This window comes from Sphingomonas sp. CCH10-B3 (assembly GCF_001556185.1).
Lineage (GTDB): Bacteria > Pseudomonadota > Alphaproteobacteria > Sphingomonadales > Sphingomonadaceae > Sphingomonas > Sphingomonas aquatica.
Map to the genome: position 1 here is coordinate 71,924 of NZ_LSIJ01000105.1, position 22,056 is coordinate 93,979.

The following is a 22,056-nucleotide window of genomic DNA, read 5'->3' on the forward strand; positions in this document are numbered from 1 at the left end:
ATGCGGGCGCTAAGCCTTCCCCACCACGCTTTCGGGCAAATCCTTCCCGAATACGCGCTGGTAATATTCGGCGACCAGCGCCCGCTCCGCCTCGTCGCACTTGTTGAGGAACGACAGCCGGAACGCGAAGCCGACATCGCCGAAGATCAGCGCGTTCTGCGCCCAGCTGATCACCGTGCGCGGGCTCATGACGGTCGAAATGTCGCCATTGATGAAGCCGCGCCGCGTCAGATCGGCCACGCGGACCATATTGTCGACCACCGCCTTGCCGTCGGGCTTGTCATATTCGCCCGACTTGGCGAGCACGATCTGCGCTTCGACGGCGGCGGGCAAATAGTTGAGCGTGACGACGATGTTCCAGCGGTCCATCTGGCCCTGGTTGATCTGCTGCGTACCGTGGTACAGCCCGCTGGTATCGCCGAGGCCGACCGTGTTCGCGGTCGCGAACAGCCGGAAGTGCGGGTTGGGGCGGATCACGCGGTTCTGGTCGAGCAAGGTCAGCTTGCCTTCGGTTTCCAGCACGCGCTGGATCACGAACATCACGTCCGGGCGGCCGGCGTCATATTCGTCGAACACCAGCGCGGTCGGCGTCTGCAGCGCCCAGGGCAACAGCCCTTCGCGGAATTCGGTAATCTGCTGTCCGTCCTTCAGCACGATCGCGTCGCGCCCGATCAGGTCGATGCGGCTGATGTGCGCATCGAGGTTGATGCGAATGCACGGCCATTTCAGCCGCGCCGCCACCTGTTCGATATGCGTCGACTTGCCGGTGCCGTGATAGCCCTGCACCATCACGCGGCGGTTGTGGGCAAAACCGGCGAGAATCGCGAGCGTTGTGTCGGCATCGAAGACATAGGCCGGATCGAGATCGGGCACGCGCTCATCGGCTTCGCTGAACGCGGGGCATTGCATGTCGGTGTCGATACCGAACAGGTCGCGGACGCTGATCATCCGATCGGGCGCGTCGAGCACTGTCGTCGTGCGGCTGTCGGGCTGGGTGTTGGGAATATCGGTCATTGCTTCGCCTTGGACTGTCGAAGATTTCCCTAGCCGCTTGGTCGCGCGCAAGTCGAGAGCTTGTTAACAATCGCGCGTCAGCCCGGCATGCCCACTTTCGCCGGCAGCGGAAACAGCGTCACGAACCATTCGGCGCGCGCGCGGCTGCCCTCGACACGGACATCGCCCGCCTGCATCGCGTCGCCCAGCGGCCGCCCGCCATAGACAACGGCGGCGATCGCCTCGGGCGTGCCCGTCAGCAGCGCGCCGACATCGGCCGGGGTTTCGCGCGCGATCGTGATCGTGCCGCCACCGAGCCGGGCGACGAACCCGTCCCCGCCCAATTGCAGGCCAATCTCGGCGCGTCCGCTGCCGAGCCGATCAGCCGACACCATCGTGCGGAACGACAACATCAGCGATGCCGCCGACAACGGCAGCGTTGGATCATGTTCCGGCGATCGCGCCGCCCAGCGGCCGAGCGCCATGATTGCGACATCGCATTCATAGCCCCAGGGCGTGAGCTCATAGACCTGCGCGGCAGCCGGCGGCGGCAGGCGGCGGCGCTGCAAAATGCCCGCCGCCTCCAGCCCGGCAAGGCGCTGCGTCAACACATTCGCGCTGATTCCGGGAAGCGTTCGGCGCAGATCGGCGAAACGGCGCGGGCCGAACATCAGCTCGCGGATGATCAGCAGCGACCAGCGCTCGCCGACCAGCTCCATCGCATGGGCGGTGCCACAGGCATCGTCATACCAGCGTTTCGCCGCGCGCCCAGACCCATCGATCACTTTTTCTAACTTCATGATTGTTTTTTGTAACTGCAAATGGCAGGCCATGCAAATCACGTCGGCGACTCGACCGGCGTAGAAAAATTGGCTGTTCGTAACAATGCTTTAGGAGAGGAAGCATGACCGACGCACCACAGGGTCCGACCACGGGCCTGACCCCGCATATCAATATCCGCGATGGCCGCGCCGCCGAGGCGATCGACTTTTACACGCGAGCCTTTGGCGCGACCGAACAGCGCCGGATGATGGCCGACGACGGCAAGCGTATCATGCACGCACACCTCCACATCAATGGCGCGTCGCTGATGCTCAACGACGACTTCCCTGAAATGCGCGGTGGCGAAGCCGCGAAAGACCCCGAAGGCGTCGTGCTCCACCTGCAGGTCGATGATGCCGATGTCTGGTGGGACCGCGCAACCGGCGCCGGTGCCGAAATCCGCTTTCCGATCCAGGACCAGTTCTGGGGCGACCGCTATGGCCATGTCGCCGATCCGTTCGGCTACACCTGGTCGATCGGTTCGCCGATCAAGGGCTGAACGCTTCCCGCCACCCGGAAAAGGATCATGACCATGCCCTATGTCGATGGCCTCGTCATTGCTGTGCCGCGCGACAAGCGCGCTGAATTCCTCGCCCACGCCGAACATGTCGACAAATTGTTCCTGCAATATGGCGCGCTGCGCGTCGTCGAATGCTGGGGCGATGACGTACCGCACGGCCAGACCACCGATTTCTATCGCGCCGTGCAGGCGACCGACGACGAAGTGGTGGTGTTCAGCTGGATCGAATGGCCCGACAAGGCAACGCGCGATGCAGGCTTCGCCAAGCTACGCGACGATCCCGGCATGATGGACTTTGCCGTGCCGTTCGACGGCAAGCGCATGATCTTCGGCGGGTTCGAGGCGGTCTACGCGCTGGAGAAGTGACGGGACGGCATCGGCAACGACCGCGCCGAGCAAAAGGAAATCCGCATGAGCCACAAGATCGCTCCCTGCCTCTGGTATGACGGCACCGCTGAGGAGGCTGCGACTTTCTACGCCGCGACCTTCCCCGATTCCTCGGTCGACGCAGTCCACCGCGCGCCGGGCGATTACCCGAGCGGCCAGCAAGGCGATGCGCTGAGCGTCGAATTCACCGTGCTCGGCATGAAGTTCATCGGCCTCAACGGCGGGCCGATGTTCCAGCACAGCGAAGCGGTGTCGTTCCAGGTCTATACCGACAGTCAGGAAGAGACCGACCGCTATTGGAACGCGATCGTCGGCAATGGCGGCGCCGAGAGCATGTGCGGCTGGTGCAAGGACAAATGGGGCCTGTCGTGGCAGATCACGCCGCGTGTGCTGACGGCGGCGATCAGCCACCCCGACCGCGCCGCGGCGCAACGCGCGTTCGACGCGATGATGACGATGACGAAGATCGACATCGCCGCGATCGAAGCCGCGCTCGCAGGCTGAGGCGATGGCATTCAAACTCTCGGTCGAGCGCCACATCGCCGCGCCGCCCGAGCGGGTGTGGGAGATCATGACCCGGCGCATGCCCGAGTGGTTCTGCCCCAAGCCGTGGGTCGCCGAAATCATCGAGCAGGACTGGCGCCCCGGCGGCCGCAGCGCGATGGTGATGCGCGGGCCGGAAGGCGAGGAATCGCCGAACGAAGGCGTGTTCCTCGACGTCGTGCCGGGCGAGCGCTTCATCGTCACCGATGCCTTCACTGCCGGCTGGCACCCGGCCGGGCCGTTCATGGTCGGCGTGTTCGAAATCGCGCCCGCCGGAGACGGCACCCACTACCGCGCCAGCGCCCGCCACTGGACCGCCGAGGCGTGCGAGCAGCACAAGGCAATGGGCTTCGAAGCCGGCTGGGGCGCGGCGGCGGACCAGTTGAAGGCGCTGGCCGAAGCGGGCTGACCGCGCGGCGGGTTTCGCCCGCGAAAAGTGTCAAAGATTACGACCATCGCAGGGGGGTGTCTCCTCGCTGAGGCCCGAGTCGCGGGCGGCGCAGGGCGAGGGTGACAGAGGTTTTCCTACATTGGGAGGGGGCTGGTGCAAAGTTTTTGGTGGCGCCTAGCATCGAGTTGGCGTGTCCGATCAACCACCGATGCGATCGTGGCTTGCACAAGTCTGGGACGACATTAGCCTGCATCTTATTAGGAGCAGCCGATGGCGCAAGAAGATGCTGAATATCCAGAGCATGTCGCTACTCGTCAGGCTCGAATGCATATGCGCCTTGATTTAGTAAAGACCGTCCAGACTGTCGATGAAGAAAGCCGGACCGTCAAATTCTCGCTAGTGCCGGACCCGCGCCGTTACGATCGTGTCGAAATGGAAGGTGGGACTTGGTATCTTGACCGATATTTCCAGACTCTGATCCGCCTGGAGGATTTCGCTGGACCAAAGATGAATGGCCTCCCTGTCTACCGATCGGACCGTACCGTCGACTCTGCGCTAGAATATGCGGGCCGTCGACGAGACGCGATTGCGGTGGAGCTCCAGACAGGCGAGCATCAGCCGCCCAAAGAAGCACCTAGAGCGCATGGCACCTTGACGGCCGATGACTCTGAACGTGAAATGGCGTTTCTATCAGTGGATATTTGCGGCTCAACTGCCTACCGGCGGCGTGATGCCAAGGGCTTCGACCAAGCCTACCAGATTCTTCTGCAAGAGTTCGGCACCACTGTTGGGCAATTTCAGGGTAAGCTGTTAAAGGCGACCGGCGATGGCTTTATCGCCTATGTTGATGGACCCGGCGTAAATGTGCTCGTCGACAACTCCATCGATCTTGGCTGTTCGCTGATTCGCATTCTGCACGACGCGATCAATCCGGCGATCGAGGCCCACGGGCTGACGCCGCTCGCGATCCGCGTTGGGGCGGATTTCGGCCCTGCTGTCGTCCGCGAAGTCAAGATTGCTACCACAGGCTTTGCTTCCCTAGACGTCATGAGCGATGCTCTCAACCGTGCGGTCAAGATAGAGCAAAGTGCTGAGCCGAACAGCTTCCGGGTCGGCTTCGATCTCTATAGATTGGCGCACGTCCAATGGTTGGAGCGGAGCCACAAAGTTAACTTCGACGGCGCGAGCGTCGGAATTTCTGGATACAAGGTTTTCGAAGTGCAATGAACCCGCCGCTCGACAACTACTCGTCGAACTATCACCGTCTGCAGGGGCAGCGCGTTGAAATCACGCGCCGCCGCATAGAGGCTATAAACCGTACGGTAGCGCCCGGCTGGCTAGTCCCCGCACCCGCGGACCTCCCAATAGGACGGGGAAGACGCCTTGAAGCCGCAATACTGTTCCTAGACATCTCCGGGTTCACCCTTCGGGCATCGGAAACTACGGAGGAACAAGATGGACAGGTTCGGATTCTCAGCCTATTCTTCTCTGAGATGATTCGTATTGTTGGGGACCTCGGCGGTACTGTCGAGAAGAACACAGGCGATGGGATTATGGCTTATTTCGGCCGACCCCGGGGAACCGCATCTGATCCACGCCAAAGCGCGCTGGTATGTTCTCTCTATATGTTCCTCGCAGCCGAGCGGCTGATCAATCCAGTAATCCAAGCAACTAACCTTGAGCCATTGCGCTTTCGCATTTGTCTGGACTTCGGCGCGATTACCGTAGCGCGGCTCGGCGCAGCGCAGCGCTTCAATCATATCGTTGCAGTTGGCACAGCCGCCAATCGCACGTCCAAGATGCTCGCCCATGCGGAACCCGGCGATTTACTTTTGGGTGATGCCATGCTGCCGGGCATTCGGGCCGACTGGCGTGAGCAATTTCTCGCACACACGGGCAAAGATTCGGGGTGGGTGTACAATGACGGAGAACCCTATCACTTCTGGCGATACAATGGGCGATGGAACCCTCCATGGCGCTAGCGCTGTACCCGCCACGGACGCGCCGCTCGCAGAGTTCGCTAGCTTCCACGAAGGCTATCTTCACAATTATGTATCGTTAGCCGACACGAAGGCAACGGTTCTGCTGGGACTCGTAGGCACCTTTATCGCATACTTATTTTCCAAACCCACCTTTACCGCGTTCCTATTCAAACCAGCGTGCACGCCGTCCAGTTGGCTAGCCTGGGCGAGTATTGTTCTTCTCGCCGCTGGCGCTGGCTCCGCCGCCTGGGTCGTAGCACCCCGCCTCAAAACAACAGGTGAAGGTTTGGTTTTCTTCGGCGCCGTCCGCGCACATGTCGACGCCGCCGCTTATGCCGCTGCAGTGCGCTCGGCAGGTGCCAACCTCCTCGAAGATGCTTGGTTACGGCACTGCTATGACGTATCTGAGGTCTGCTGGCACAAGTACCAAAATCTTAGGCGCGCGATTTGGCTGAGCATCGCTGGTTTGGTCGCAGCATTGCCCCTGCTTGCTTCTATCTAGGCGCGTATAGTTCTGCTCGGACCGCCGAAAGCCGGCCTCGCCCCCCTCACGCAAACGCCGCCGATTTCCGCAGCGCCTGATACGCCGCAATCACATCCTGCAACTTGCCCTCAAACCCCCGGTCTCCCCCGTTCCGGTCGGGGTGATACTGCCGCACCAGCTCCGAGTAGCGCGTGCGGAGCGCGCGCCGGTCGGCGTCGGTCCCCAGTCCCAGCACGCGCAGCGCCTTGCGGTCGCCGTCCGACAGCGGCTTGCCGTCTTTGCGCGCTGCCCCCTCGCGCATCCGCTCGCGGAACCTTGCGCCGATCGCGTCGAGCGGGTCGGCGAAGTCGGCCCAGGGCGGCGGGCGGTCGGCGCCGCTCGTCGCAAAGGCGCGCGTTTCGCGTTCCCAGCCGGCATAGGGGCGCTGCGCCGCGTTGATCTCCTCGGGCGTCATCCCGGCGAAGAAATTATAGCGCGCGTTGAATTCGCGAACATGGTCGAGGCACAGCCAGCGATAGGCGGGCGGCGCGTCGCCCCGCGCCCCTTCTTCGGGCGGCGCGCGGAATTCGCCCGGCGCCTCGCACCCCGGCGTCATGCATTGCCGCCCCGTGCCCTCGACGCGGCCGTGGAAGCGCGCGGCGGGCCGGGTCTTCTTTTCGCTCGAGCCGTCCACTGCGCTCCCCGAATCCGTAAAAGCGGCTTATATAGGTCGCATGTCCGATCCCGCCACCGGCCCCGTCGCCGCCGAAATCGCCGCTCGCCTCAACCGCGCGCTCGCCCCGTCGCATCTCGACGTGATCAACGACAGCGCCCACCACGCGGGCCATATGGGTGACGACGGATCGGGGGAGTCGCACTTCACCGTGGTGGTCGAAAGCGCGGCGTTCGCGGGGCAATCCCGGCTGGCGCGGCAGCGGCTGGTCAACAGCGCGCTCGGCGATCTGATGGCAGGGACGGTGCATGCGCTGGCGATCCGCGCGCGAGCGCCCGGCGAGGCATGACGCGGGCGGCGCGCCCCGCCGCGCGGATCATATTGCTCGATCCGGCGGGCCGCGTGCTGCTGTTCCGCTTCGATCCCGATGACCGCCCGCCTTTCTGGTGCACCCCGGGCGGCGCGCTCGATCCCGGCGAGGATTACGCCAGCGCGGCGCGGCGCGAGCTGATCGAGGAAACCGGGCTCGACCTTGATCCGGGGCCGGAGATTGCGCGGCGGTACGTCGAGTTCACGACGATCGAGGGCGTGCCGGTGAGTGCCGACGAACGCTATTTCCTCGTGCGCGCGCCATCGGACGTGATCGACACCGGCGGGCATACCGCGCTCGAACAGCGGGTGATGACGCGCTGGCGCTGGTTCACCCCCGCCGAACTCGCCGCGCACGACGAAGCCTATTTCCCCGAAGACCTGATCGCCCTCGTCGCTACTCACGCGGGAGCAGACGCATGACCGATGATCTTTTCGTGCTGACGATCACGCCGACCACGCATGATCTGGGCGGGTTCAAGGTCCACCGCACGCTGCCGTCGCGGCCGCGCACGATGGTAGGGCCGTTCATCTTCTTCGACCAGATGGGCCCGGCGCATCTGCCCGCAGGCGAAGGGATGGACGTGCGCCCGCATCCGCACATCAATCTGGCGACCGTGACCTATCTGTTCGCGGGCGCGATCGACCACCGCGATTCGATCGGGAGCCATGTCACGATCGAGCCCGGCGCGGTCAATCTGATGACGGCGGGGCATGGCATCGTCCATTCGGAACGCTCGCCCGCGGGCGAACGCGCGGCGGGGCCGGAACTGTCGGGCATCCAGACGTGGCTTGCGCTGCCCGAGGCGGACGAGGAACGCGATCCGGCGTTCGAACAGGTGCTGCGCGCGGCGCTGCCGGTGGTCGAGGCGGGTGGCGCGAGGGCGCGGGTGATCATGGGGACTTTGTGGGGGGCGACCGCGCCGACCACGACCTATGCGCAGACCATCTATGCCGACATCGATCTGGCGGCGGGCGCGCAGGTGCCGATCGACGCGGGCGCCGATGAGCGCGCGGTGTATCTCGCTTATGGCGAAGCGACCCTCGACGGCGTGCCGCTCGATCCGCAGACGCTATACGTGCTGCGCCCGGGGATCGCCGCGACCTTGCGCTCGGGCGACGGCGGCCGCGTGATGCTGTGCGGCGGCGAGGCGTTTGCGACGCCGCGTCACGTCTGGTGGAATTTCGTGTCGTCCAGCCGCGATCGGCTCAACCAGGCGAAGGAAGACTGGCAGGCGGGGCGCTTCCCGACGGTGCCGGGCGACGACAAGGAATTCATCCCGATCCCCGAAGTGCCCAAGACGGTGAGCTATCCGTAACGGGCTAACGTTGGCCCAAACTCAACCGTCATCCCCGCGAAGGCGGGGATCCATACTGGCTTACCTTGCGAGATAGCCTCGATCTCCGGCGACTATGGATCCCCGCCTTCGCGGGGATGACGGCTCATGGCCTTGCGTACGCAGGACAGAGGCTCGTTTCTCGACGTCGCGCGAAACGAACGCGGAAATACTCGCGCCCCGGCCCCGGCCTCACTTCGCCTCCAGCGGTCCCCCCGTCACCGGCGGCGCGCCCTTCAGATAATGCGCCAGCCAGCCATGGACCTCGCGATAGAATTGGCGGCTGTCCTCGGGCTTGGTGATCCAGTGCCAGGCGTCGGGGAAGATCAGCAAGCGGCTCGGCACCTGCATCCGCTGCAGCGTCGACCAGGTCTCAAGCGTATTCGACATCGGCACGCGGAAATCGCGCTCGCCCGCCGTCAGCAGCATCGGCGTCTTCCAGTCGGCGGCATAGGTGATCGGGCTTTGTTCGCGCCACACCTTGCTGCCGCCCCACGGCGGGCCGCCGCTGGCAACCTCGCGGCCATAGTTGAAGTCGCTGGTGCCCCATTGCGTCAGCAGATCGACTTCGCCGGCATGGCTGACGAGGCATTTGTAGCGCGTCGTCGTCGCTTCGATCCAATTGGTGAGGTGGCCGCCATAGCTGGCGCCGCCCGCGCAGGCGTTCTTCGCGTCGATGAATGGATAGAGCTTGGCGGCTTCATCGACCGCCTGATCGATCTCCAGCGCCGGCCCTTTCAGCGGATCGAGCTTGATCGCCCGCGCGAACGCTTCGCCATAGCCGGTCGAGCCGGTGTAATCGGTCAGCAGAACGACGTATCCGGCGCTTGCCAGCAAGTGATAATTCCAGCGCAGCCCGATCTGGTCGATGTTGCTCGCGGCTGGCCCGCCGTGGATGATGACAAGCAGCGGATATTTCTTCGCCGGATCGAAGCCCGGCGGCTTGACGATCATGCTGTGGATGCGTTTGCCTTTGCTGCTCCCCGCCGTGCTGACGAACCAGAAATGTTCGGGGGACTGCCAGTCGATCGTCGCGGCCTCGGCGACATTGACGCTGGTCAGGTTGCGATGCGCCTTGGCAGCGGGATCGATGCGCACGATCTCGGCCGGGTTCACCGAACTGCCATAGCTGGCGATGAGCTGGACCGACGAAGCCTTCGACGGGATGTCGAGCGCGGTATAGCCGCCAACTTTGGGCGTCGTCACCAATTCGGGCGTGCCGCCGGTGATCGGCAGCCGGTAAAGGCTCTCGGTCCCGGCGTCGGGGACGAGCAGATAGACGGTGCGGCTGTCGGGCGTGACCGCAAAGGCATCGGCCTCGCGATCGAAATCGCGCGTGATCGGCGTCGCGTCGCCGCCGGCTGGCCAGCCAATGCGGTTGAGCCGGGAGAGGTCATAGACTTCCTGCCCCTGCGTGCTGAATTTCACGAGCAGGCTCTTGCCGTCGGGCGTGAACACCGGCGCGCCGTAATTGCCCGCTTGCGGTGTCACCGGACGCGGCTCGCCTCCAGCGGCGGGCATCCGGTAAAGCCGGTAGTTGACGCGCGCAAAGGCGGCGTTCCACCGCTCGGTGGTTGCGGTGAAGACGATCTCGCTGCCGTCGGGGCTCCACGCCGGCGACAGCGTCACCCCGCCATCGGCCTGGGCGTCGCCGCCGAAGCCCTCGGCCTGCGCCAGCGCCGTCGGCGACAGGAGGTCGCGGGCGGCCGCCCCATCGGCGAGCGGCTGCACCCACAGGCTCGGGCGGCGATCATCCAGCCACTGGTTCCAATAGCGGATCGGGAAGTGATTATAGACGCGCATATTATATTTGCGGGCCTTGCGCGCGGCGACCGCCGCCTTGTTGGCGGCATCGTCCATCGCGCCGGGATAGACATTGCTTTCGAAAAGGATCGCGGCACCATCGGGGCGCCACTGCGGATTGGCGGCGCCGGTTGCGACGTTGGTGACGCGCCGGGCCTCGCCGCCGGCCAGATCGATGACGTAGATCTGCGACTCCTCATCGCCCTCACGCTTGGTCGCAAAGGCGATGCGGCGGCTGTCGGGGGCCCAGGCCGCGCCCGATTCGGCGGCCTTGCTGTTGGTCAGGCGACGCGGCGCGGCCGATCCGTCGGCGGGGACGATCCACAGATCGGCGACCGCGCCGTCTTTCTCATAGGACGGCTCGGTCAGTGTGTAGATGACCCATTTGCCATCGGGACTGACGATCGGCGCGCCGACGCGCTTCATCATCCACAGCGCTTCGTGGCTGAGCACCTTTTTCGGCGCGGCCGCCGCCAGCGGGGCGAACGCCAGCATTGCGCCGCTTGCCGCCAGCAAAGCCAATGATATCCGCTTCATGCCATCCCCCTTGTCGCTGCGTCGCACCGCAAGCTAGCGCCGCACGAGCGGACCGCCAGCAAAAATCTTGTGCCGCCCGGCATCGGCGTTAGGCTTGCCCGATGACCGATCCTTTCCCGCAACAGCGCATCGCGCTCGCGACCGGCGTGGCGCTCGACGTGGTCGTCGCGGGCGATCCGGCGGCGCCCGCCATCATCCTGCTCCATGGCTTTCCCGAATCGCACCGCACCTGGCGCCACCAGATTCCCGAGCTGGCGAAAACGCATTTCGTCATCGTGCCCGATCAGCGCGGCTTTGCCCGCTCCGACAAGCCCGAAGGGGTCGAGCAGTACAAGGCCGACAAGACCATCGGCGACATGCTCGCGCTCGCTGATCATTTCGGCAAGGACCGGTTCACGCTGGTCGGCCATGACTGGGGCGGCGCAATCGCTTGGGCAGCAGCGCTCAACCATCCCGACCGCATCGAACGGCTGATCATCCTCAACGCGCCGCACCCGCTGATCTTTCAGCGCACCTTGTTCGACGATCCTGATCAGCGTGCCGCGAGCCAGTATATCACGGCGTTCCGCGACCCGAGCCTCGAGGCCTATATCGAGCGGGTCGGGGTCGAGGCCTATTTCGGCAAGACCTTCGTGGGCCACGCCGACCCGGCAGTGATGGCGGTCGAAAAGCCGATCTTCCTCGATCAATGGACTCAGCCCGGCGCGCTGACCGGCATGTTCAACTGGTACCGCGCAAGCGGGCTGATCGTGCCGGCGCTGCGCGACACGGCACTGCGGCCGAGCCAGCTGGTCGGGCTCGAGCCGCTCGTTCCCGACCTCACCCTGGTGAAAATCGCCGAGGCGGGCCATTTCGTGACCTGGGAAGCGCCGCTTGAGGTGAATGCCGCGATCCGTGCCTTTCTGCCCTGATCGGCTGCGGCGGCCACTCGGTTGCGCCTACCAAGTTGCTCAAGATCAGGAAGAATTTCCCGCTGGCGAGGGAACGGCGGCGCGCGTCGCGCTTTGGTGATCCGGGGGTGCCCAAACCCGGAGACTGAACCATGTCGATCCTAGACAAGACGATTGCCGCGCTGACGCCCCCCGAAAGCGAAGAAGCCCGGCAGCAAGCCCGCGAAAAAGCCTCGGCACTGGCGGTATCGAATGACTGGCTTGCGGAAATTCTCGATCACCATCGCGAAATCGAGACACTGTTCGCCCATGCCAAAGCGGCCGCAACGGTCGATGCGCGCCGCGCGGCGCTCAAGCAACTCGGCACGATGCTGACGGCGCATGCGGTGGCCGAGGAAGCCGCAATCTATCCCGCGCTCGCCGCGCAGCGTCAGGTCGGACACGCCGAGCTTGCCTATCAGGAACAGTCGGCCGCGAAGATGGAGCTCGGCCTGCTCGAACGGCTCGACCCAATGAGCGAGGATTTCGCCGACAAGCTTGGCCACATCGAAGGCGCAGTCGCGCACCATGTCTATTCCGAGGAAGGCACCTGGTTCGCCCAGCTCGCCGAGGATCTGGATGCGGGCGAAAAATCGCTGGTCACCGCACGCTACCGCGAGGAATTCGACCGATACATGGGGCCCGAAACCAGCAGCGCTCCGGCAATGCCGCTACGCTGAGCCCTCCTGGGGCGTGAGAGTTTTCGTGTTATTCCCCGACGTGAAATGGTGCCAGAAGAGGGACCGTGACGTGTCGCCAAAGCGTTATATCACAATGCTTTATTGCGATTTTTCGAATTTCGATACCGTCGAAAATACCGTCTTGGCACTGGCGTTGGTCCTCAATGAGGACTCAAATCGCTGCGGACGGTCTATTTCGGATCAATCCGCGACACCAAAATTTATTTTGCGACCCGCCGACAATTTCCTGCCTGAGAACGGCGAAAAACCGAATCAAGCCGCACCCAACGAAGCAGCCATGGCAGGTGCAATCAGCGCCGCCAGTTGTTGCACGACCGCACCTTTGCCAACCAACAGATCAACGCTTGCAATCCGCAGGCGTTCATCGCCTTCCATCATGCCGTAACCTGCATCCAGCGCCTCACTGCCAAGGCTGGCGTGATGAGGATAGAGCAGCATCGCCTCACCGCCCGCAGGGATCAGCAATGTCACCGAGTGGGGAAAGCAACATGCGTGCTGGGCGAGGGTCAAAGCAATCGACGTCGATTGGCCTGCTGCGTGGCTGGATGAGCTGATTGGCAAAGATCACATCAAGGCAGGCAAGCGCGATGGCATCAAAGATCAGAAACTGCTGAACGGCATCGAGGCGCAATCGATAGTGGTTTCTGCCGGAGGGCAGCTTTGGGAGCAATTGAGCGGATGGGGTCAGTCGCGAAAACTGCTTTCGCCAACCGAGCTGGGAATTCTGCGCGTCGCTGCATCTGTTCCGATGAAAAATCCTTCAGAAAAGCAATGCCTGAAGGTCATCGAATCCCTTCGCAAACTTAGATCCGAAGGTTGCGCGATCGGTGCCGATTTGTCGATCTGACGCCTCCGAGCGGGGGCATCCATTTTCCCGACAAAACTGACCGAAATTTTGCGGAAAGCATTTTCAGCAAGTGAAGACCAGCGTGTTTCCGGTGAGTAGTCTGGCGTAGGGTGTGGAGGGCAAGATAAAAGCAGTGCCAGCCCCTGACCCTTATGTGGTTGGTTCAGTTGAGGAATTTCGTATGGCACCGAAGGAAGGCTGCCATACGATATTGCGCAAAAGCGCAGAAATCTGCGGCGCTATCGTCTGGCACCGCTGATTTTTGGGCGTTTGTGCTCGATCCGGTTCGGTCAACGATAGGCCGAGTGCGATGGGTGCCCGTGATGGGGCGGTGATGCGATGGCGGCGCTCGGCCTCCGGCGGCGCAATCTGTCGATTTTGGGCGGTGCCATACCGTTTCAGGGCTGAGATCCGGGAGTTTCAACGGGAGCGTATGGCACCGGAAATTCGGTGCCATAGGGAAAAGCTCTAATAACTCATCTGCTTAACAACCGAGTGCTGGCACCTCTTTTATCTCGCCCTCCAAAACAGTCCGAATCTTGCTGCCTTGCCGATTCCGCCGATGGTATTCCGCAGCCACCTAAAGGCCGCCAAGCAACGCTTGCCTGCGATGGGCACGAAATGCCCTGCTTTGATGAAGTTTGGCCGGGAAGCGGAACACCCGCCGCAAGCCTCCCTACCTGTCCCCCACTTTCCGGCAGCCTGTTTGTCTGCGCTGGGCTGCGAGGAGTAGCCAGGCGCAGAGGCGGCGATAGAGAGCTGCCTTCGCTTCAGGCAATATGGCGCGCACGAAATCCATCTGACGAAAGCGAAGTTCATGCCCCGCGCCCTGCCCAAAAATGCCGCCATACCGGAAACCCCGCAACTGCCGCTGGAGCCGTTGACCGTGCGTATCCCGGTCGCGGTACAGCTGACAGGAATTGGCCGGTCGAAGCTGTATGAGCTGATCGCGGCGGGCGAGGTCGATGTCGTCAAGATCGGCGCGTCAACACTCATCACCGTTGCCAGCCTGCGCCGCCTTATCCAGAAATCGCGGCGCTAGGCGGCTAGTGGGACAATGCTGCCGTTCGACGTGCGCCGCTCAAACGGCAGACTTCGCCGCAACCCGCCTTAGCTAGCGTGAGATGGGGCGGATGGGGGTCTGGGGCAAAAGGTTTCCGGCTCAGGTGTCAACACCGGGACAAAAAACGGGCCAGGCTGTCAAGACCGGTCGACAGTCGAGCACTGGCGCACTTCGGTGATTACCTCTGCGGTCGGGGATCCCCGAGTCCGAAGGCATACTCGCTAATCAGCGAGCCGCAGACACCGTTATTCCCGCTACATCATCTAGTGGAAGCTATGCACCACAATCATTGCTGGCGACGTTACCGACACGCTGGATCTGGCTTTGCCCCATACCACCTGCCCCCACGAGTTGCACAGTGGCAAGTGGTATGGCTAGCCGCTCATCCTTTAGGTTTCAGCGTCAATGGAAGGCCGGCGAACATTATGACTGCCTCTTCAACCACTGCCGCTATTTCCTGATTGATGCGGCCCGCAACATCGCGAAACCTTCTGGCAAGGGCGTTGTCGGGTACAATGCCCAGACCCACTTCGTTGGCGACCAGAATGACCGGCCCCCGTGCGGCTGAAAGCGAGCGCGCCAGTCCTTCCGTAGCGGTAGCAGTATCGCGTTCCGCTAGCATCAGGTTCGAAGCCCACAACGTCAGGCAATCGACCAGCACCACCGTTTCCGGCGTGCTATATGCCGTGATTGCCACCGCCAGGTCCAGCGGTGCCTCGACAGTTGACCAGCGCGGACCGCGATCGGCGCGGTGCAGCGCGATTCGTTCGCGCATCTCATCATCGAAGGCCTGGGCTGTCGCCAGATAGACCAGTTTACCTGTCAGGGTCTCTGCCCGGCCTTGGGCAAAGCGGCTTTTGCCCGAACGAGCTCCGCCCAGCACCAGCAAATGGGGCAAGGCACTGCTCATGCACTGTCTCTCGCTGGGACGGAGGCGGGGCGTTCCGCCATCGCCAGCGCCACCAGCGCGTCGATATCGAGATCCTCCTCCAGCGCGACTGCGATCTCGTCAAGCGCCGCCTCGACGGTGAAGCCATAGTCCACGCCCCCGGCTTCTACATCCATGCGCGACAGTAGTGCCCGGCGCAGCTCCGCATCGGCCAGCAGGCCGTGGACATAGGAACCAAACACCGTTCCGCCTGCATTAATCGCGCCATCGCAGCGTCCATCGGAAAGCAGGGCGAAGGGCCGCTGCGTGTCCGGCCCGCTGGTTTGCCCCATGTGCATTTCATACCCCTGAAAAGGCGCGTCCATCGCCAGCCCGCTGACCGGGCGCAACGCCTTGTGGGCGTGCAAGGTTGATTCGACATCAAGCAGGCCAAGGCCGCTGGCAGCGCTGGCCGGACCTTCAATCCCATCGGGATCTGCGATACTTTTGCCGAGCATTTGGTAACCACCGCAAATCCCAAGGATCAGCCCGCCACGCCGGTGATGCGCCAGAATATCGATGTCCCAGCCTTCGTCGCGCAAAGCGGCCATATCGGCAATGGTCGCCTTTGATCCGGGCAGGATGATGAGCGCGGCTTCTGCCGGAATCGGCTGACCGGGCGGAACCATGTGCAGTTCTACCTCGTGTTCGAGCTTCAGCGGATCAAGATCATCGAAATTGGAAATGCGCGGCAGGATCGGACAGGCGATCATGGTGCGCCCCCCTGCGCGCATCTTGCCGCGTTCCAGTACCACGGCATCCTCGCTTGGCAGACGCGCGGTGGCCCCCAGCCACGGGACAACACCTAAACCCCGCCAGCCTGACAAGCTTTCGATCTGGGCATAGCCATCGGCGAACAAGGCGGGATCGCCCCGGAACTTATTGATGATGAAGCCCTGGATCATCGCCGCGTCGGCCGGGTCGATAATCGTTTTCGTGCCAACGATGGCGGCAATTACTCCGCCGCGATCAATATCGCCCACCAGCACGACTGGCACGCCTGCCGCGCGCGCAAATCCCATGTTGGCAATGTCGCCTGCGCGCAGGTTGATTTCCGCAGGAGATCCTGCGCCTTCGACCACGACGATGTCGCAGGCCTGACGGAGCCGCTCATAGCTGGCCAGAACTTCGCCCAGCAAAGCGCCCCGTGCCTGCCGGAAATTGCCCGCGCCCAATGTGCCTCGCACCCGGCCATGCACTATCAGTTGCGATGTGCGATCCGCCTGCGGTTTCAGCAGCACCGGATTCATGTCGGTATGCGGCTCCACCTTGCAGGCGATCGCTTGCAAGGCCTGCGCCCGGCCGATCTCGCCGCCATCGCTGGTGACGGCAGCATTGTTCGACATGTTCTGCGGCTTGAACGGCAAGACCCGCAAACCCCGCTGCACCAAGGCGCGACACAGCCCCGCCACCAGCACGGATTTGCCCACATCAGAGCCGGTGCCCTGAAGCATTATAGCGCCCATGCTGCACCTCCTGCAATTCCGGCCGCTATCAACCACAGGCACAGACATGCACGGGCGTAGATGCCCAATCCGCGCTGAATATCCTCTGCCCGGGCCGGGCGGTCTCCCTCCCCAATCCAGAGCTTGTCCGAAAGAATCCCGTCATAAGCGATTGGCCCCGCCAGACGCAGCCCCAGCGCCCCGGCCATCGCGGCCTCGGGCCAGCCCGCATTGGGCGAGGCGTGCCTGGACGCATCGCGCCATACTATCCGCCAGCCACCCCCGCCGCACAGGCAGATCAGCAATCCCGCGAGACGCGCTGGCGCGAGATTCATCGCATCGTCGGTGCGGGCCGCAGCCCAGCCATAGGCGCGCCATCGCTCCTCGCGGTGCCCAATCATGCTGTCGGCGGTGTTGATCGCCTTATAGGCCCAGATACCGGGCAGCCCCAGCACCAGCAGCCAGAACAACGGCGCGACCACCCCGTCGCAGAAACTTTCCGCCAGACTCTCGATCGCCGCTCGGGCAACACCCGCTTCATCAAGCGCCGCCGTATCACGGCCAACGATCATGCCGACTGCGGCGCGCGCGCTGGGCATATCCTGCCGCTCCAGCGCATCGGCAACGGGGCGCACGTGGTCGTACAGGCTGCGCTGCGCCAGACCCGGCCAGGCCAGCACAGCGATCAGGGGCCAGGCCCAAGGCCCGGCGATTGCCACGAGCAGACTTTGCAGCACCCAGCCCGCACCGCCCGCCACACCCAGCAGGAGCAGGACGGTGACCGCCCCGGCCATGCGCCGCTGTCCATCGGACCGCGAGGGGACATTCCAGCGCCGTTCCAGCGCGGCGATAATCCGCGCAAAGATGCCCACAGGATGGCCGATCCGGCGATACAGCGGCTGAGGCCAGCCCACTGCCGCGTCGAGCACCAAGGCCAGGAAAGCAGTCAGATCAATCATCAGCCAGCGCCGCATCAAGGCGATCCAGCGCCTCTCGGTCGGCGGGCAGGCCCAGGCGCAGCCAGCGCGGATCGTAATCGAACGGCCGCGTCAGGATGGCATGGCGCGCAAGGCGTTCGAACAGCGCGGCGGCATTGTCCGTTTCGATCAGCCGGAACAGCGGGCAGGCACCTATCGCGCTGAAACCTCGCCGCGCCAGCACCGCGTCCAGCGCATCCGCCTGTTCAAGCAAGGCCATCCGCATGGCGGCTGTCCAGTCCACATCCTGATATGCCGCCGTGCCGATGGCCAGCGCCGCTGCCGATAGCGGCCAACTGCCCAACCGCTGCCGATATTGCGCGATCAGCGCGCGCGGTCCCAGCACAAAGCCGAGCCGCACCCCGGCCAGCCCGAAGAATTTGCCGAACGAGCGGAAGATGATCAGCCGCTGTTCGTCCTGCACATGGGCGGCAAGGCTGCTGTGCGGGGCGGCATCGACAAAGGCTTCGTCCACGACCAGCCACGCTGCGCTGTCGCGCCGCGCCTCCAGCCAGCCCAGCAGCGTCGCGGGCGGGGTGATCTGCCCATCGGGGTTGTTGGGATTGGCGATGATGAGGGTCGCTTCCTCTGTCCCCGCCAATTCGGTCAGGGCTACGGGACGGCTGCGGGGAATCATCTCGCCATGGGTGCGATAGCTGGGCTGGGCATGGATAGCGGGGCCGGGCAGGATATCGCCAAGCATGCGCAAGCCGATCTCCGTGCCCGGAACAGCGCAGACATGGGCAGGGTCCGCGCCGAAACAGGCGGCGGCGGCGGCCTCCAGATCGTTCAGCGCGCCGGTGTCGGGCAGCGCCTGCCAGTCCACTGCCAGATTGTCCGCGCCGGGCCAGCCATGCGGATTGATGCCGGTGGACAGGTCGATCCACGGCGCCTTGCCCATGCCGAACTGCGCCATGGCATCGGCCAACCTGCCGCCGTGAAAACTAAAACTGTTCATGTCGTGTGTATCCATAGGCCCGTGATTGCCACGCTCAGCAGCAAGCCGGTTTCGATCAACTCGATGCCTGCACCATGGCCATCGCCGGAAATCCCGCCCAACGCGCGGCGCACGTGCCTCCCCCACCACAGAACGAGCAATGGTGTGACAAGCAGCGCCGGAGTGAACCACGCCGCCGCTGCCAGCGCGGCCGCCCAGCCCGCAAGATCGATCGCGCCGATGGCGGAACGGAATCGAGCCGCCAGCCCCTGATGCAGCGGCATCAGCCACCATGTCCACACCAGCGGGCCGATGCGCGCGGCAAACGGCACCAGTACCAGCGCGCCAAACGCCCGTGCATCCACCAGCATATCCAGCAGCACCAACTTGCTCAGCAGTTGGAGCACAATCGCGACAACGCCGAAGCTGCCGACATGGGGATCGGCCAGAACGGCCAGCAGCCGCTCGCGATCTTTATGCGCCGCGCCGCTGGCATCGGCGAGGTCGGCCAGGCCATCAAGGTGCAGCGCGCCGGTCACGCCCACCCAGACGATCAGTGCGGCTAATGTGCCCAGCCGGTGATCGACCAGCGCGCCTGCCCATGCGGCTCCCGCAACCGCTGCACCAATAACCAGGCCTACAGCGGGAAACCAGCGCATCGACCGGGCAAACGCGGCATCATCCACGACTATTGTCCGCAGTGGAGTTGGCATAGGCAGCCGCGTCAGGAATTGCAGGGCGATGATGAAGCCCCTCACGGATAAAGCCCCGCGATCTGTGCCGTGGGGGTTGCTCCGGGCCAGACGCGCAACGTCAGCAGGCAATTGTAGGGCAGGTCAACGGCCCACGTCTGGTGCATGTCAAACCCGCACAACACCGCCAGCGCCGCCCGCATCGCGCCAGCGTGCGTGACGATCAGCGTTGGCCGCGCGGCCAGATCGTCAATGGCAGCGGACACACGCTCCACCAGCGCCGACCAGCGTTCTCCACCGGGCGGCGCATGGCCATCGGGATCGTCCCAAAACCGCGCCAGCGCCGCGCCTTCGACATCGCCCGGCGCCATCCCGTCCCATGCGCCAAAGTCCAGCTCGCGCCAGCGCGGATCGATTGACAGCGGCACATCGGTCGCCAGCCCAATGGCCTCGCCCGCCAAACGCGCCCGTGACAGGTCGGACGCGATCAGCACTTCCGCCGCCAGATCCCGCGCCTGATCGGCGCAGGCCGCGATACCGGCGGCCGTAGGCGGCGCATCGGTGCGGCCGATCAGCCGCCCCGCGCCTTCCGGTTCGCCATGGCGCAAGAGGTAAAGTGGAAAGCTGCTCACAAGCCGTCTGCCACCCCGGCCTCGGCAAATGTCGCCATACCATTGTGCGTGGCCAGCGCTGCCCGGATTACCGACACCGCCAGTGCGGCGCCGCTGCCTTCGCCCAATCGCATCCCCAGCGAAAGCAGGGGATCAAGGCCCAAATGCCCCAGCAGTCGGATATGCCCCGGTTCAGCCGAACAATGGCCCGCCAGGCAATGATCGGTGATCGCCGGAACGGCGGCGGCCAGCGGCGCCAGCGCGGCGCAGCTGATGAACCCGTCCAGCACCACCGGAATACGCAGACGGCGCGCCTCCAGCACGGCCCCGGCAATCGCGGCGATTTCGCGCCCGCCCAACCGGCGCAGGATTTCAAACGGGGTGTCCGGCGCATTGGCATGACAGGCCAGTGCCTGTTCCACCACCGCCACTTTGCGCGCGATTCCGCCCGCATCAACCCCGGTGCCCGGCCCGACCCATTGCGCGGGCGTGCCGCCATAACTGCGCGCGCAGAGCGCGGCGGCGGCGGTCGAATTGCCAATGCCCATTTCGCCGACGACCAGCAGGTGCAGCCCCGGCTCCACCACCGCCGCTCCGGCAGAAAGTGCAGCAAGGCACTCCGTCTCGTCCATTGCCGCAGCGACAGTGAAGTCCGCCGTGGGCCGGTCGAGATCGAGTGCAACCACCCGCAGATCCAGTCCGGCCGCCCCGGCCAGTGCGTTGATCGCCGCGCCGCCAGCAGTGAAATTGCCGACCATCGCGGCGGTCACGCTGGCGGGAAAGGAGCTGACCCCGTGGACGACGAAGCCATGATTCCCGGCAAAGATCGCCGCGCGACCCTGTTCGATCACCGGCTGCGCCGTGCCCTGCCATCCGGCCAGAAACACGGCGATGTCTTCCAGACGCCCTAGCGATCCGGCTGGCTTGGTCAGACTGGTCTGCCGCGCGCGCGCAGCGGCGATGGCGTCCGCATCAGCGATTGGCATATCTGCAAGGGCTGCTTCAAACGCGGCCAGCGTGGCAAACCGGCTCATTCCGCGACGAAGCCCGGCGGCGGGGTGCGCGTGATGAAATGGCCCTTCACGCCTTGCGGCCATTGCTTGAACGGCACCCGGCCATGCTCGCTGGCGGCATAGTGGACCGCATAGTCCAGAATGGCGGTAGCGGCGTCCTCGTCCGGGGCGAAGCGGCCCAGCACATAGCCGACCTTGCCCGGCGCGCGCAGGTGGATGGTGCAGAAATCGGTGCAGGCAAACAGGCAGGCCATTTCCTGCACGGCAACCCCGGCATAGCGCGCGTCGCTCTGCTGAACCGAGCGCAGCGCGGCAACAAGTTGCGCGCCGCCGCGCGTTCCGGCGGCGTCCTCACGCGCATCGGCACTGTGGCGGCAGGTGTTGCAGGCCACGATAGCGGGGCCGTCCTCCACGGGTATCAGCATGGTTTTCTGGTCCTTTGATTGATAATCATCGTTCGAACACCCGGTCGGCCCACGGTTCACGCGGCTGCCAGCCGCGCTGTTCCAGTTCGGGGGTGTCGGAAATATCGGCTGGGTAGCCGATGCACAGCAGCGCGATCAGCGACCAGGTGGCGGGAACGTCCAGCAGGGCATGGACCGCCGGGGGATCGACAATCGACACCCAGCCAAGGCCAAGTCCGCGCAACCGTGCCGCCAGCCACAGATTGTGGATCGCCAGCACGCAGGAATAGCGCAACATTTCGGGCATGGTGGCAATGCCAAGGCCGTGCCCCGCCTCGGGCTGTTCGTCACAGAACACCGCGATCAGTTCGGGCGCCTCACGCAGGCCGTGCAGCTTGAGCGACAAGTAGTGATCGTGCCGCTCCTGCCCGGCATAACGCTCTGCCGCATGGGCGCTTTGCCCGTCGACATGGGCGGCCAGCGCCTTGCAGATGTCCGGCGTCCGTATGCGCACGAACCGCCACGGCTGGGCATTGCCGACCGATGGCGCCAGCGCGGCGCAGGCCAGCAGCGCGCGCATGTCCGCTTCCGCCACAGCGCGGCGATCGAATTGCCGCACATCGCGCCGCCAGCGCAGCAATTGCGTGAATTGCTCCGCAAATTCCGCGTCGAACACAGGCGGGGCGTCG

At 64.3% G+C, this 22,056-nt stretch carries 29 protein-coding genes; 14 read left to right on the forward strand and 15 right to left on the reverse strand.

Going from position 1 to position 22,056, the window contains the following annotated elements; genetic code table 11:
• Positions 1 to 9: 9 nt before the first annotated feature.
• Both cobS and AX672_RS17685 read right to left on the reverse strand, forming a co-directional pair.
• On the reverse strand, positions 10 to 1,014 hold the full coding sequence (gene cobS, locus AX672_RS17680) for a cobaltochelatase subunit CobS (RefSeq protein ID WP_066653734.1): 1,005 nt from the start codon (positions 1,012 to 1,014) through the stop codon (positions 10 to 12).
• Between the two features lie 77 nt (positions 1,015 to 1,091).
• Complete coding sequence (locus AX672_RS17685) at positions 1,092 to 1,793, reverse strand: winged helix-turn-helix transcriptional regulator (RefSeq protein WP_066653736.1); 702 nt, start codon at positions 1,791 to 1,793, stop codon at positions 1,092 to 1,094.
• A gap of 104 nt (positions 1,794 to 1,897) precedes the next feature.
• Here AX672_RS17685 and AX672_RS17690 point away from each other — a divergent pair, with 104 nt between their 5' ends.
• From AX672_RS17690 to AX672_RS18765, 7 genes are all read left to right on the forward strand, one after another.
• Positions 1,898 to 2,314, forward strand: coding sequence for a VOC family protein (locus AX672_RS17690; RefSeq protein WP_066653738.1), 417 nt, complete (start codon positions 1,898 to 1,900; stop codon positions 2,312 to 2,314).
• Between the two features lie 33 nt (positions 2,315 to 2,347).
• Complete coding sequence (locus tag AX672_RS17695; RefSeq protein ID WP_066653879.1) at positions 2,348 to 2,701, forward strand: DUF1428 domain-containing protein; 354 nt, start codon at positions 2,348 to 2,350, stop codon at positions 2,699 to 2,701.
• A gap of 45 nt (positions 2,702 to 2,746) precedes the next feature.
• Positions 2,747 to 3,226 carry a VOC family protein gene (locus tag AX672_RS17700; RefSeq protein WP_066653745.1) on the forward strand — a complete coding sequence of 160 codons (480 nt, stop codon included), beginning with the start codon at positions 2,747 to 2,749 and terminating at the stop codon, positions 3,224 to 3,226.
• A gap of 4 nt (positions 3,227 to 3,230) precedes the next feature.
• Complete coding sequence (locus AX672_RS17705) at positions 3,231 to 3,674, forward strand: SRPBCC family protein (RefSeq protein WP_066653746.1); 444 nt, start codon at positions 3,231 to 3,233, stop codon at positions 3,672 to 3,674.
• 252 nt (positions 3,675 to 3,926) lie between these two features.
• Positions 3,927 to 4,883, forward strand: coding sequence for an adenylate/guanylate cyclase domain-containing protein (locus tag AX672_RS17710; RefSeq protein ID WP_082730632.1), 957 nt, complete (start codon positions 3,927 to 3,929; stop codon positions 4,881 to 4,883).
• Positions 4,880 to 5,638 carry an adenylate/guanylate cyclase domain-containing protein gene (locus AX672_RS17715; RefSeq protein WP_066653750.1) on the forward strand — a complete coding sequence of 253 codons (759 nt, stop codon included), beginning with the start codon at positions 4,880 to 4,882 and terminating at the stop codon, positions 5,636 to 5,638. The genes AX672_RS17710 and AX672_RS17715 overlap by 4 nt, the downstream gene beginning before the upstream one ends.
• Positions 5,610 to 6,140 carry a Pycsar system effector family protein gene (locus AX672_RS18765; protein WP_168727536.1) on the forward strand — a complete coding sequence of 177 codons (531 nt, stop codon included), beginning with the start codon at positions 5,610 to 5,612 and terminating at the stop codon, positions 6,138 to 6,140. Before AX672_RS17715 ends, AX672_RS18765 begins: the two co-directional genes overlap by 29 nt.
• A gap of 46 nt (positions 6,141 to 6,186) precedes the next feature.
• Here AX672_RS18765 and AX672_RS17720 read toward each other — a convergent pair whose 3' ends face one another.
• Positions 6,187 to 6,717, reverse strand: a complete 531-nt coding sequence (locus AX672_RS17720; protein ID WP_082730634.1) for a J domain-containing protein — start codon at positions 6,715 to 6,717, stop codon at positions 6,187 to 6,189.
• Between the two features lie 118 nt (positions 6,718 to 6,835).
• Between AX672_RS17720 and AX672_RS17725 the strand changes: the two genes are divergently transcribed.
• Genes AX672_RS17725 through AX672_RS17735 form a run of 3 tightly spaced genes read left to right on the forward strand, consistent with a single transcriptional unit; the run spans position 6,836 to position 8,462 of the window.
• Complete coding sequence (locus AX672_RS17725; protein WP_066653755.1) at positions 6,836 to 7,123, forward strand: BolA family protein; 288 nt, start codon at positions 6,836 to 6,838, stop codon at positions 7,121 to 7,123.
• The gene (locus AX672_RS17730; RefSeq protein WP_066653757.1) at positions 7,120 to 7,566 is read left to right on the forward strand and encodes an NUDIX hydrolase; all 447 of its coding nucleotides are present in this window, start codon (positions 7,120 to 7,122) and stop codon (positions 7,564 to 7,566) included. Before AX672_RS17725 ends, AX672_RS17730 begins: the two co-directional genes overlap by 4 nt.
• Entirely contained in the window at positions 7,563 to 8,462 is a 900-nt protein-coding gene (locus AX672_RS17735) for a pirin family protein (RefSeq protein ID WP_066653759.1), read from the forward strand. Before AX672_RS17730 ends, AX672_RS17735 begins: the two co-directional genes overlap by 4 nt.
• A 210-nt stretch (positions 8,463 to 8,672) precedes the next feature.
• On the opposite strand, the gene AX672_RS17740 is transcribed toward AX672_RS17735, so the two are convergent.
• Positions 8,673 to 10,820 (reverse strand): S9 family peptidase, encoded by a 2,148-nt coding sequence (locus tag AX672_RS17740; RefSeq protein WP_066653760.1) that lies wholly within the window; start codon positions 10,818 to 10,820, stop codon positions 8,673 to 8,675.
• A gap of 101 nt (positions 10,821 to 10,921) precedes the next feature.
• Between AX672_RS17740 and AX672_RS17745 the strand changes: the two genes are divergently transcribed.
• Both AX672_RS17745 and AX672_RS17750 read left to right on the forward strand, forming a co-directional pair.
• The gene (locus tag AX672_RS17745) at positions 10,922 to 11,731 is read left to right on the forward strand and encodes an alpha/beta fold hydrolase (protein ID WP_066653761.1); all 810 of its coding nucleotides are present in this window, start codon (positions 10,922 to 10,924) and stop codon (positions 11,729 to 11,731) included.
• A gap of 131 nt (positions 11,732 to 11,862) precedes the next feature.
• Entirely contained in the window at positions 11,863 to 12,429 is a 567-nt protein-coding gene (locus AX672_RS17750; RefSeq protein WP_066653763.1) for a hemerythrin domain-containing protein, read from the forward strand.
• Between the two features lie 273 nt (positions 12,430 to 12,702).
• On the opposite strand, the gene AX672_RS17755 is transcribed toward AX672_RS17750, so the two are convergent.
• Together AX672_RS17755 and AX672_RS18970 are read right to left on the reverse strand one after the other, a co-directional pair.
• Complete coding sequence (locus AX672_RS17755) at positions 12,703 to 12,888, reverse strand: hypothetical protein (protein ID WP_066653766.1); 186 nt, start codon at positions 12,886 to 12,888, stop codon at positions 12,703 to 12,705.
• A 4-nt stretch (positions 12,889 to 12,892) separates the two neighbouring features.
• Entirely contained in the window at positions 12,893 to 13,081 is a 189-nt protein-coding gene (locus tag AX672_RS18970) for a hypothetical protein (RefSeq protein WP_066653769.1), read from the reverse strand.
• A 6-nt stretch (positions 13,082 to 13,087) separates the two neighbouring features.
• Between AX672_RS18970 and AX672_RS18770 the strand changes: the two genes are divergently transcribed.
• Positions 13,088 to 13,297, forward strand: coding sequence for a hypothetical protein (locus AX672_RS18770; protein ID WP_168727538.1), 210 nt, complete (start codon positions 13,088 to 13,090; stop codon positions 13,295 to 13,297).
• Between the two features lie 817 nt (positions 13,298 to 14,114).
• Positions 14,115 to 14,339 carry a helix-turn-helix domain-containing protein gene (locus AX672_RS17765; protein ID WP_066653771.1) on the forward strand — a complete coding sequence of 75 codons (225 nt, stop codon included), beginning with the start codon at positions 14,115 to 14,117 and terminating at the stop codon, positions 14,337 to 14,339.
• A 403-nt stretch (positions 14,340 to 14,742) separates the two neighbouring features.
• Here AX672_RS17765 and cobU read toward each other — a convergent pair whose 3' ends face one another.
• The 9 genes from cobU to bluB are packed head-to-tail and all read right to left on the reverse strand — an operon-like array spanning position 14,743 to position 22,043.
• Complete coding sequence (gene cobU, locus AX672_RS17770) at positions 14,743 to 15,270, reverse strand: bifunctional adenosylcobinamide kinase/adenosylcobinamide-phosphate guanylyltransferase (protein WP_066653774.1); 528 nt, start codon at positions 15,268 to 15,270, stop codon at positions 14,743 to 14,745.
• Complete coding sequence (locus AX672_RS17775) at positions 15,267 to 16,754, reverse strand: cobyric acid synthase (protein WP_066653776.1); 1,488 nt, start codon at positions 16,752 to 16,754, stop codon at positions 15,267 to 15,269. Before AX672_RS17775 ends, cobU begins: the two co-directional genes overlap by 4 nt.
• Positions 16,742 to 17,692 (reverse strand): adenosylcobinamide-phosphate synthase CbiB, encoded by a 951-nt coding sequence (gene cbiB, locus AX672_RS17780; protein ID WP_066653886.1) that lies wholly within the window; start codon positions 17,690 to 17,692, stop codon positions 16,742 to 16,744. Before cbiB ends, AX672_RS17775 begins: the two co-directional genes overlap by 13 nt.
• A complete protein-coding gene (gene cobD, locus AX672_RS17785) occupies positions 17,685 to 18,668 on the reverse strand; it encodes a threonine-phosphate decarboxylase CobD (RefSeq protein WP_066653882.1) in 984 nt (327 codons plus the stop codon). The genes cbiB and cobD overlap by 8 nt, the downstream gene beginning before the upstream one ends.
• Positions 18,665 to 19,405, reverse strand: coding sequence for an adenosylcobinamide-GDP ribazoletransferase (locus AX672_RS17790; protein WP_066653778.1), 741 nt, complete (start codon positions 19,403 to 19,405; stop codon positions 18,665 to 18,667). The genes cobD and AX672_RS17790 overlap by 4 nt, the downstream gene beginning before the upstream one ends.
• A complete protein-coding gene (locus tag AX672_RS17795) occupies positions 19,402 to 19,971 on the reverse strand; it encodes a histidine phosphatase family protein (RefSeq protein WP_066653780.1) in 570 nt (189 codons plus the stop codon). Before AX672_RS17795 ends, AX672_RS17790 begins: the two co-directional genes overlap by 4 nt.
• The gene (gene cobT / locus AX672_RS17800; RefSeq protein WP_066653783.1) at positions 19,968 to 20,984 is read right to left on the reverse strand and encodes a nicotinate-nucleotide--dimethylbenzimidazole phosphoribosyltransferase; all 1,017 of its coding nucleotides are present in this window, start codon (positions 20,982 to 20,984) and stop codon (positions 19,968 to 19,970) included. The genes AX672_RS17795 and cobT overlap by 4 nt, the downstream gene beginning before the upstream one ends.
• Entirely contained in the window at positions 20,981 to 21,388 is a 408-nt protein-coding gene (locus AX672_RS17805) for a DUF1636 domain-containing protein (protein ID WP_066653785.1), read from the reverse strand. The genes cobT and AX672_RS17805 overlap by 4 nt, the downstream gene beginning before the upstream one ends.
• A 25-nt stretch (positions 21,389 to 21,413) precedes the next feature.
• Complete coding sequence (gene bluB, locus AX672_RS17810) at positions 21,414 to 22,043, reverse strand: 5,6-dimethylbenzimidazole synthase (RefSeq protein ID WP_124810531.1); 630 nt, start codon at positions 22,041 to 22,043, stop codon at positions 21,414 to 21,416.
• Positions 22,044 to 22,056 lie beyond the last annotated feature (13 nt).